Origin of the sequence: Nostoc sp. NZL, assembly GCF_015714705.1 — a bacterium.
Classification (GTDB): Bacteria; Cyanobacteriota; Cyanobacteriia; order Cyanobacteriales; family Nostocaceae; genus Nostoc; species Nostoc foliaceum_A.
Map to the genome: position 1 here is coordinate 16,486 of NZ_WBKL01000124.1, position 10,816 is coordinate 27,301.

The 10,816-nt window shown below is 43.6% G+C and carries 10 protein-coding genes; 7 read left to right on the forward strand and 3 right to left on the reverse strand.

The features are described from left to right. The first annotated feature begins 474 nt into the window (after positions 1–474). The 4 genes from F8R90_RS17780 to F8R90_RS17795 all read left to right on the forward strand — a co-directional run bounded on the left by F8R90_RS17780 (position 475) and on the right by F8R90_RS17795 (position 5,457). On the forward strand, positions 475–1,062 hold the full coding sequence (locus tag F8R90_RS17780) for a biotin transporter BioY (protein ID WP_196511819.1): 588 nt from the start codon (positions 475–477) through the stop codon (positions 1,060–1,062). 359 nt (positions 1,063–1,421) lie between these two features. Continuing rightward, entirely contained in the window at positions 1,422–1,898 is a 477-nt protein-coding gene (gene lspA / locus F8R90_RS17785; protein WP_190892513.1) for a signal peptidase II, read from the forward strand. A gap of 221 nt (positions 1,899–2,119) precedes the next feature. Next, entirely contained in the window at positions 2,120–2,764 is a 645-nt protein-coding gene (locus tag F8R90_RS17790; RefSeq protein ID WP_196511820.1) for a hypothetical protein, read from the forward strand. A gap of 422 nt (positions 2,765–3,186) precedes the next feature. Further along, positions 3,187–5,457 (forward strand): transglycosylase domain-containing protein, encoded by a 2,271-nt coding sequence (locus F8R90_RS17795; RefSeq protein ID WP_196511821.1) that lies wholly within the window; start codon positions 3,187–3,189, stop codon positions 5,455–5,457. 54 nt (positions 5,458–5,511) lie between these two features. Here the strand turns inward: F8R90_RS17795 and F8R90_RS17800 are convergent, their stop codons facing one another. Further along, positions 5,512–6,942: a DUF4335 domain-containing protein gene (locus tag F8R90_RS17800; protein ID WP_196511822.1), complete on the reverse strand. Its 1,431-nt coding sequence runs from the start codon at positions 6,940–6,942 to the stop codon at positions 5,512–5,514. Further along, the gene (locus tag F8R90_RS17805; protein WP_190892531.1) at positions 6,939–7,565 is read right to left on the reverse strand and encodes a DUF3038 domain-containing protein; all 627 of its coding nucleotides are present in this window, start codon (positions 7,563–7,565) and stop codon (positions 6,939–6,941) included. Before F8R90_RS17805 ends, F8R90_RS17800 begins: the two co-directional genes overlap by 4 nt. 456 nt (positions 7,566–8,021) lie before the next feature. Here F8R90_RS17805 and F8R90_RS17810 point away from each other — a divergent pair, with 456 nt between their 5' ends. From F8R90_RS17810 to F8R90_RS17820, 3 genes are all read left to right on the forward strand, one after another. After that, the gene (locus F8R90_RS17810) at positions 8,022–8,540 is read left to right on the forward strand and encodes an adenine phosphoribosyltransferase (RefSeq protein WP_196511823.1); all 519 of its coding nucleotides are present in this window, start codon (positions 8,022–8,024) and stop codon (positions 8,538–8,540) included. Positions 8,541–8,665: 125 nt separating this feature from the next. Beyond that, positions 8,666–9,712 carry an ABC transporter permease gene (locus tag F8R90_RS17815; protein WP_196511824.1) on the forward strand — a complete coding sequence of 349 codons (1,047 nt, stop codon included), beginning with the start codon at positions 8,666–8,668 and terminating at the stop codon, positions 9,710–9,712. A gap of 78 nt (positions 9,713–9,790) precedes the next feature. Then, complete coding sequence (locus F8R90_RS17820; protein ID WP_196511825.1) at positions 9,791–10,072, forward strand: hypothetical protein; 282 nt, start codon at positions 9,791–9,793, stop codon at positions 10,070–10,072. Between the two features lie 81 nt (positions 10,073–10,153). Here the strand turns inward: F8R90_RS17820 and F8R90_RS17825 are convergent, their stop codons facing one another. Further along, positions 10,154–10,720 carry a Uma2 family endonuclease gene (locus F8R90_RS17825; protein ID WP_196511826.1) on the reverse strand — a complete coding sequence of 189 codons (567 nt, stop codon included), beginning with the start codon at positions 10,718–10,720 and terminating at the stop codon, positions 10,154–10,156. Positions 10,721–10,816 lie beyond the last annotated feature (96 nt).

Genomic DNA, 10,816 nt, shown 5'->3' on the forward strand with positions numbered 1-10,816 from the left:
ATCTTTATAAATGATGCTATGGATTAACAGTATGAACATTAGCACCCAAAAGTAAGACAAAGGTTAACAAACGGTTAAGTAAATGCTAATACATACTTATAATTCCTAAAATTAAAGTTAGCAAAGGCACATATTAAGACGGATAAAGCCTTAAAATTATGATACAAATTATACCATTAATTAGTGTTGCACAAAGTAAAATACAAATAATAATTTGGGTACGTTTTAAATATTTTTTTGAGATTGCACATTTTTAAATAAATTTACTGCTATAAATTATCAATTAACAAGCAGCTTTAAGGTAAGGTATTCCGCAGTAAAATTGAAACCCCTCCTTGCCATTTGGGTTCTGCATACCCCTACGGGGAAGGAAGCTAGCAGTATAAGCAAAGCTAAGGTGGGAGAGTTCATAGATTAATGTTTATACTGGTTCCTGTTGGTTTTTTCTTTTGCCTTTCCCTGGTTGTCTGATAAATGTTTGCTGCTTCCAATCAATTACTATGGTCTATGATTGGCTTACTCCTGACAATGGGTGGTACTTTCCTAGAAGCTTATGGCATCACCTTACCCTGGAGTTGGAGTAGGCACGGAATTCAGACTTTTTCTTTAGGTGTCACTTTTCAAATTGGTGCAGTGCTACTGGTAGGTTGCTTAGGGGGCAAAAATGCCGGTGCCCTGTCGCAAATTGCTTATTTAGTGATGGGTTTAACGTTATTACCAGTATTTGCCGATGGCGGCGGTATCGGTTATATCAAGTTATCTCAATTTGGCTATTTGCTAGGCTTTATTCCTGGAGCTTGGATTTGTGGTTTGTTCGCTTTTAAAGCTAGACCTCGACTGGAAACTCTCGCCTTTAGTTGCATCTGTGGCTTGTTAACTCTCCATCTATGCGGTATTACTTATTTGATTATTAGCTATATTTTTCAGTGGAAAGGCACAGAAAATCTACCCTTGATGCAAGCAATCCTCAGATATTCCTGGTTTGCACTACCAGGGCAACTAACTGTGGTCTGTGCCGTTACTGTAATAGCATATGTATTGCGTCATTTAATGTTTTATTAATTTATTGTCCTTCGTCCTTTGTCATTTGTCAAAAGCTCATGACCAATGAATGACCCTTACGCGTGACGCTCGTTTGCCTTCGGTGTCTCCCCTTGGGAAAGGAATTGCTAACGCTACGTTATCACCAGTAGCTCCTATGAGCGGCTGCGTTGGGTAGGCAATGCCCAACTTGTATCCCTCCTGGGAAGGAAGGCAAGCTACGCGCAACATCTCCCCTTGGGAGAAGGAACTGACGTGGTTTCTACACAACTTGCTACAACTTTAGGAGAGTTCCTAACGCAATGGCTCGCCTTCTCCCCAAGGGAGGAACAGCAACTGTGCTGCCTCAATAATGACCAATGACCAATGACTAATTCACCATGCGTTTAAAAAATCGCCTTTTCTGGATCGCTGCCTTCATAGCTTTTTTCTTAGACCAAATAACAAAATACTGGGTGGTGCAAACCTTTAGCTTAGGGCAGACACTACCACTCTTACCTGGGATATTTCACTTCACCTATGTCACTAACACTGGTGCCGCTTTTAGTCTGTTAAGTGGGAAAGTAGAGTGGTTGCGATGGCTATCTTTAGGAGTGAGTTTAGTATTGATAGCGTTGGCCTTGTTTGGCCCAACGTTAAACTTATGGGATCAGTTGGGCTATGGCTTGATTTTAGGTGGAGCTATGGGCAACGGTATTGATCGCTTTGTTTTAGGCTACGTCGTTGATTTTCTTGATTTTCGCCTGATTAACTTTGCTGTATTTAATGTGGCTGACTCATTTATCAGTATTGGTATTGTTTGCCTGTTAATTGCTTCCTTGCAAAAAACACCAACTTCAACTGGCAGGTCGCATTAAACTATTAAGCCTGGGATGATTAATCCCAGGCTATCGATTTTTGAAATCCTTGCTCAGTCTTATATGCGAGGACTTAATTTATTGGTTTTAGCGATTTTGATTTTTCATCTTATACCAGTTCACATAACTGGTGTAAGAAGTCAAGATGCACTGACAATCGCTGAAGACAAACTAGTATTCAGATTATGCCCCAGCTTTTAATTTAATTACCTGGGGTAGGAGTGTTTGGCGAACTAGAGCCTGGAATTGTACTCGGAGAACTCATACCTGGTTCGGTAGTGCTGCCAGGAGTACCAGACTCAGGTGAAGTTGAGCTTCCTGGTTCGGTAGTGCTACCAGGAGTACCAGGTTCATTTGGGGTGACGGTTCCTGGTGCTGGAGTTAAGTTGCTAGGAGTGCCAGGTTCAGTTGGGGTGATGGTTCCTGGTGCAGTTGTGCTACCAGGAGTGCCAGGTTCAGTTGGGGTGACGGTTCCTGGTGCTGGAGTTAAATTGCTAGGAGTGCCAGGTTCAGTTGGGGTGATGGTTCCTGGTGCAGTTGTGCTATCAGGAGTGGTGGTGCTATCAGGAGTTGTGCTATCGGGCGTGGTGGTGCTATCAGGCGTGGTTTCTGCCGGAACTGTAGTGCTACCAGGAGCGCTAGGGGTGACTGCTGTGCCACCGGAACAACGGGAATTGAGTGGAAAATACTCGCACAGAATTTTCATTCCTTCTGGCGACATCTTGATTTCCGTTGGTGCATTAGTAGAGTCGCTACTGGATTGGGCTATGGGGGATTTACTGGATTCGGCTACGGCAATATTAGTGGTGAATGCCAAAGATAAAGCCGCACCAATCAGAGTCAGAGATTTTCCCATCATTCTGTAATTAACCTAAACGGAACACTCGGCCCATTAAAACAGACAATGAGATTTAGAAAATCTTCCTAAATGAATATATTTAGGTTTGTTTCAAAATATATGGATATGTAAAATTGGTAAAAATTAAATCTGCTGTCTCCTGATAACTAGTGTTTATAAATACAACAATAAATGTAATGACTGTAGTTATATAACTAGCAATATTATATAAAATGAGCCTTTGAGAATGGAGAAAAAAATGTGCCTCTGTAAATAAGTTACAAAAATAACAAACTAATTCTGGACTTAAGCTGGTTACAAGTATAAATTAGCTCAAAAAGTACCGTATAAAAAATTTATGCTTTGGCTTATGAGTAAAATGATGAAAGACTAACATCTAAAATTGTAATTCGCCCGATTCTTCACTAAAAACTGTGATGTGAATAGCCGATGAGTTTTCCCCAACCCCCTCAAAAGCCACAAACGTTACTTGGTCAACTGACTCAAGCAGTACATACTATTCAAGCTAGGGTCGATTTTTCTAAATTGGCGCTCAAGCCTAATGCCAAAGTACCGGAACTCTGGGTGCAGGATGCGGGGGCGGATAAGGCAGAGGTATATCCACTGTTGGGCGATCGCTATATTCTAGGTCGTAGCTCCAAATCCAGCGATATCGTCATCCGTAACCCTGTTGTCAGCCAAATTCACCTATCGCTATCGCGGAATTCTACTCAGCGCACACCAGTTTTCGTCATCAAAGACGAAAACTCTACCAATGGCATTTATCGGGGCAAGCGTCGTGTTAATTCCCTGGAACTGCGTCACGGCGATATTCTTACTCTGGGCCCCCCAGAACTCGCCGCTTCTGTGCGGTTGCAATACGTCGATCCACCAGCTTGGTATGTCAAAGCTGCCAGTTGGACAGCTTATGGTGTTGGCGGTGTTAGTGCCCTGTTAGCGTTAGTGATTGGCGTAGAATGGCTAAAATTTCAAGTTAAACCACTACCTACAGCTACACGCGCTCCAGTAGTTGTTTACGCCCGTGATGGAGCCACTCCCCTAAGAGAGCCTCGGACTACCTCTCATGTAGACATGAAGCGATTAGAGGAATTTGGCCCTTATTTACCTGCTGCGGTAGTGGCTTCAGAAGATAGTCGTTACTACTGGCACTTTGGGGTTGACCCTCTGGGGATTTTACGAGCCGTGTTGATCAATAGCCGCAGCGGAGATGTGCAACAAGGAGCCAGCACTGTTACCCAGCAAGTTGCCCGCAGTTTGTTCCGCGAGTATGTAGGAAGACAGGATACCCTTGGACGCAAATTGCGAGAGGCAATTGTTGCCTTGAAGCTCGAAACCTTTTACAGCAAAGATGAAATTTTGCTGATGTACTTAAATCGGGTTTTTTTGGGGGGAGATACCTCTGGCTTTGAGGATGCAGCCCGGTACTACTTTGAGAAGTCGGCTAAAGAATTAACTTTGGCAGAAGCAGCAACTTTGGTAGGAATTTTACCTGCTCCCAACGCTTTCGATTTCTGTGGGGATGGGCCAAATAAGCTAGAAGCAGCTGAATACCGGAATCGCGTGATTAAGCGGTTGCTGGAGATGGGCAAAATTAAACCTGAAGATGCGAACCGAGCTAGACGCTCCACTGTTCAAGTTAGTCCTAAAGTCTGTGAACAGCAAGCTAAGACGATCGCTCCTTATTTTTACAGTTACGTCTTCTCTGAGCTTGAATCAATCTTGGGGGAGGGAGCCGCAAGAGAAGGAAATTATATCATTGAAACAAAGCTTGATCCAGCGATACAGAGCCAAGCAGAAGCAGCATTGAATAATTCAGTGAACAACGCCGGTAGAAATTTTAATTTTTCTCAAGGGGCGGTGGTCACACTTGACTCTAGTACAGGCAGTATCCTGGCAATGGTGGGCGGGGCTGATTACAGGAAAAGTCAGTTCAATCGTGCTGTTCAAGCCAAAAGACAACCAGGTTCCACCTTCAAAATTTTTGCTTACACCGCCGCTATTCAACAGGGAATTTCAGAATCAAAAAGTTATTCTTGCGCCGCTTTACCTTGGCAAGGCTTTACTTATAAACCCTGTCGTGCTGGTGCTGGCGCTAGTTTAGATATTGCCACCGGGCTGGCTCTTTCAGAAAATCCCATCGCCCTGCGAGTTGCCAGAGAAGTCGGGCTGAATAGAGTCGTGGCAATGGCGCAGCGTTTGGGAATAAAATCAACCCTTGATCCAGTTCCTGGCTTAGTATTAGGTCAAAGTGTGGTCAATGTTTTGGAAATGACTGGTGCTTTTGGCGCTATTGGCAATCGTGGTGTGTGGAATCCTCCCCATGCGATTAACCGAATTTTAGACAGTGGTGATTGCCGCGATCGCAATGATATCAAAACCTGCCGTGTAATCTACTCCTTCGATCAAGATCCAGATGCCAACAAACGAGTGCTGGCAAATGGTGTAGCCGATGAGATGACTAGTTTGATGCGTGGCGTAGTCACAAGAGGTACTGGTCGTAGTGCTGCAATTGGACTGGGGGAAGCTGGAAAAACAGGCACGACTGATAAAAACGTTGACTTATGGTTCATAGGTTTTATCCCCAGTCGGCGGCTTGTGACTGGTGTCTGGCTGGGAAACGACAATAATTCCCCTACATCTGGTAGCAGCGCTCAAGCAGCTCAGTTGTGGGGAAATTATATGCGGAGAATTACAAGGTAAATTCGTAATTTGTAATTTCATAGTTCAAAATTACGAATTACGAATTATGAATTATTATTGATATCCCCGCCAAGGAATAACTTCCAGCGTACCGCTAGGCTTAAATATCACTTGGAAGTGGGCAAGAGGTTCTTTATCGTTGGGAGCTGCGACGTTGGAACCGTATATAGCGTTGAACATTTTAGGAAGGGGTGTTTCTCGGAAATAGTCAAAGGCGACTTGGTTGAGTGGTTCATAGTCAGCAATTACTCCTTCTTTGTTGACTGCCACCCGATATTTCAAATCTCGCGTAAAGGTGGGAGTACCACTCCAGGTTTGGCGAACTGTACTATAAAGCTTTTGGTTTAAACCTTTGACTATGTTAGAGTCAGTAATTTTTGTGCCGACAACCTCTGGTGTTCTAGCATATCCCCGCCAAGGGCTAACTTCTAACACACCTTTTGTAGTAAACACTACTCGAAATTGGGCGATCGGTTCATTGGAAATGGGAGCGCGGTTAGCTGGATTGTAAAGTACGTTAGGCAGAGGAGTTTGTCCCACTCCTAGATTTGCTTCTTTATTCAACGCTTTATAACCAACGATCGCTCCATCCGCAGCTACACCCAGACGATAGATCAAATCCTGTTGCAATCCTGAGCGATTAGTCCAAGCTGGATGAACCTGGTTGTAAACTTGACGATTCAATGCACGTAACTGGGATGGATCAGTAATTTCTGGAACTGTATTTAAAAGTGCTTCTAAATCTTTAACTGTCGGCTTTGTATTAGCTGTGGGCGTTGGTGTCGGGGTTACAGCTGCGAAGGGAGTTGCAGCAGCTGATGCTGGAGGAGTGATATTGTTTGTTGTAGAGCTAGTTTGCTCATCTGGTTTAGGCTGCGGTGGACGCATTTGAGGAGGTGGAATCAAGTTAAAGGCGATCGCTGCTACTGCTAAACTTGACACACCCACAGCAGCAGGTACAGCCTGCCTGATTAAAGCCTGACTAGCACCGCCATAGCGTCTGGTAACTGGTTGTAGTTCTAGAGAAAGTTCAGGTAAAGTTTGGCTATCGGCAAAAAACTGATCCACTGCTTCCACTAAATCAAACAACTGTACCGTATTCAAATCTATTTCAATAGGCGGCCGTTTGGAATTGTTAGAGTGATCAAACCCTTCTGGAGAGCCTTCTGAATGTATAATCAACCTGTGTCGGTTGCTGTCAATTTTCTGAAACTCTACTAGTTCCGATTCCTGGTTGTGTGCTTGCGGATTGGGTACACTACTTAAAAATTCTTGGGCATAGCCACTAACAGCCCTCACCAAACTTTCAAAAAATTCCCGCCCTCCCGTTAGGGGTTGGTTGTAACCAGATAAATAACATTCTGCATTTACCAATATTGATAATTCCGGGCGCATTTCCTGGAAGTGTGCAGCCCTAGTGACATCACTTAACCCTTCTAAAAGCAGTGTACAATTAGGCAAACTGTACTTACGTTGAATATTCATTCCACTTCACCGTCAAAAAGACTAATCCAGAACCGCTGCATTCCAGCTGTACCAGTACAAAATAATAATTGTCCTAACAAATTTATAGCTAGCTCATCTAATTTTTCATCAGAACTTAATGCTAGTACACCAGAACGTCGAGCATTCATCCGGCTCTTAAAATGCGCTCTAAACCGCTCTAGGTAATTAGATAGGCGCAAATTCTGTTCTAATGGAATCTGCTTTTCTTCCATTTGTTGACATATCATTAGTAACTGGCGAATCACAACAGTTAAACGCCGCGCTATGTAGCAAGCAATGACTACCAGAGCTTTTGCTTCCATAATAGTTAAGGGACGGCGCATGTGCGCTCTCCGTAGCGGATTAGAGCTACGCATCCGCCATAAATTCACCCTGTCTTTAACAATTCCTTTTAGATCCAACTCTTGAGCAAAAGACAGGATTGCTTCCGAACCACCAAGCTCTAAAGCTTCAATTGCCAATAAAATTAAGTCAATTTGCAGCCTAGTTCTCCGAGGACACGTCTTGGAAGCGATCGCAGGATCTGGTAGAGTGTCCAGAATCATCGGCAGTGACTCTTGGGCTGCACTGTTGAACGGCGTTAAACTTGCTGAGACATTCATTCTATAAATACCTTGTGCGGTTCCAACAGACTAGGTAAAACAAATTTAAGATTCGGTAGCCAAACAAGAACATTAGACTTGTAGTAGTAGCATAACTACCTGATATATACATTACTTAACTCTTTCTACTCAAAGTTTTCCCTATATTGAAATCAAAGTTTTAAAACATAAGTTAATTCACCCCATTTATTTAGTGCAATACCTTTTCTAGCTTGGTTTAGATTCTAATTATCGTCAATAAAGAACGAAGCTTCAGCCTCGAACCCCAGCGTATGACATTATAGTGTACGATTTTTCAGGTATCTGAAAATTGGAGACTAAGGAATAAAGGCTGGAGCTAGAGACTCAGTACTGATGACTCGGTACTAAGATAGTTATGAATTTAAATTAATAATTCCTCACTCTTCACTCCTAGCTTTCCCTACTCCCCACTCCCTACTCCCCATCCCCTGTTTTATGGATTTGAAGTCTCTCGTTCGTGACATCCCAGATTTCCCCAAACCCGGAATTTTATTTCGGGATATTACTACGCTGCTGCGCGATCCAGTGGGACTGCGCTACACTATTGACTTTTTAACACAAAAATGCAATGAAGCTGAAATAAGGGCAGATTATGTCATTGGGATGGAGTCGAGGGGATTTATTTTTGGCTCACCTCTGGCTTATCAATTAGGAGCTGGTTTTATTCCCGTTCGCAAAAAAGGTAAGTTACCAGCAGCTGTTCACTCAATTGAATATGAACTAGAGTATGGTACAGACTGCCTGGAAGTACACCAAGACGCTTTACACCAAGGTAGCCGAGTTTTGATTGTGGACGATTTGATTGCCACGGGCGGAACTGCGAGTGCGACAGCAAAGTTGGTGCAAAAGATTGGCTGCGAACTAGTAGGGTTTGGGTTTATTATCGAGCTACGGGATTTACAAGGACGGACATATTTGCCGGACGTGCCAATTATCTCCCTAATTGAATATTAGTCATGGGTCATTAGTCATTGGTTATTAGTCACCAGACAAAGGACAAGTGGCAAAAGACAACTGACATAGACGCTCAAAGGGCGGCTTCCCGTAGGGTAGGAAAAAGGACAAAGGACAAAGGACAAATGACATCTACAAAAATTTCCTTGGAGACAGGTCGAGATTGGCTAATAACGCTAGTCACAAGTGAAACTTTTGTTTATGTGGTAAAGCGGATATTGCAGGCACTACTGACTTTGTTGCTAGCGTCAGCGTTGTCGTTTTTCATTATTCAGCTCGCTCCAGGTGATTATGTAGATACGCTGCGGCAAAACCCGAAGATATCGCCAGAAAGAATTGAAGAAATCAAACGGCAGTTTGGTTTGGATAAGTCTTGGCTAGAACAATTTTGGCTGTGGCTATGGCGAATCTTGACAAAGGGAGATTTTGGCACGAGTTTTATTTATCAACGTTCAGTATCGTCGCTGTTGTGGGAACGGGTACCAGCGACTTTGCTATTAGCGATCGCATCTTTAATTGTCACATGGGCGATCGCCATCCCTCTAGGGATCTTTGCTGCTGTTAACCAAAATAAGCTAGCAGACCGGATTTTACAGGTGATTAGTTATGCCGGACAAGGCTTTCCCAGTTTCATAACTGCCTTAGCGTTGTTGGTTTTAGCCCAAATCACCTCGCCCTTATTCCCAGTGGGTAGTATGACTAGCATCAATCACTCGGAATTGTCGTGGTTCGGCAGAATCTTAGATATCGGCTGGCACATGATTTTACCCACCATCGCCCTCTCAATTACTAGTTTTGCTGGTTTACAACGCATCACTCGCGGCGAATTATTGGATGTTCTGCGTCAAGATTACATCCAAACGGCTCGTGCCAAAGGATTGCCAGAAAACCGCGTTATCTACGTTCATGCTCTCCGCAATGCGATAAATCCCTTAATTACCTTATTAGGTTTTGAATTAGCTGGTTTATTAAATGGTGCCTTTATTGCCGAGTTTTTCTTCAACTGGCCTGGTTTAGGGAGGTTGGCTCTACAGGCTTTACAGGCTCAAGATTTATATTTGTTAATGGCAAGCTTGGTAATGGGCGCAGTCTTGCTGATTGCTGGTAATTTAATCGCCGATTTAATGTTAAAAGCCGCCGATCCACGCATTCGCCTAGAAAATCTCAATTAGTCATTAGTCATTGGTCATTAGTCGTTAGTTACTGTCCTTTGCTCCCCCTGCTCCCCTACTCTCCCCATTCCTATCCCCATGCTGTCCGAAGTCTATTACTTGGTGCGCTCAAAAACTGACGGTAATTATCTCATAGCTCGTCCTAACGCCGAAGCATCAGGTTATTTATTGCTGTTTCGAGAAAACTTTGATGCCTTAAGTTATCTGAACACCCACGCGTCAGAAGTGGCAAACCGCTTTACTGTGGAATCTATTCCAGGTACACAGTTGGGAAACTTGCTCAAACGTTGGGGTTTTAGCGGTGTGGGTATTGTGACTGACCCGTTATTGCCCAAAGTTGAGTTTTTGCAGCACAGTTAAGCTAATTACAGCAGATTGCAACATGTTGTGCCCCTACCTGTGTACTTCATTTACTTGAAATAGGCTGTATGTAAACTTGTATTAAGTAAATAAGGATGCGATCGCACAAGTAAAATTAGGCAATATGGGTGAGTTCAACTCATCACCATTGAACAACGTACCAACTAACTTTAAACTCGCTTGTTCACGTCGATAAACTTCCACCTGTTGCTTACGCCAATCTACAATCCAATATTCTCTGACACCTCTTGCTGAGTAAAGCTTTAATTTAAGTTCCCTGTCCCGTTTTTCGTTTTCAATACCAGCAGATAGAACCTCTACTACCAGTTCTGGCGCACCCGTCAAATGCCCCGCCTCGTCCAAAAGCAGGGGTAATCTCTCATTACTAGCCCAGACAACATCAGGAATGACATTATCATTCTCGCCAAAAATTATTCCTGGAGCAGTCACAACTTCTCCCAAACCACTAGTCTGTGACCAATTATCCAAAGAAGTGCTAATTCTGACACAAGTTTTTTGATGGTTCCAGTGAGGCGCTCTGGTCACAAACAATTCTCCGTCAATAATTTCATAGCGGTTCCCGTTATCTGGAAACAACTCTAAATCGGCGGTAGTCCAGCGCACTGTCTCAGATATCGGCTGGTTCATAGACCATCTTCTGTTAGGGGATTTACCTATTTTAGACGGATTGGGCATGGGAAAGAGGCAGAGGGGCGGGGTGCGGGGGGCAGAGGGGAAAATTCT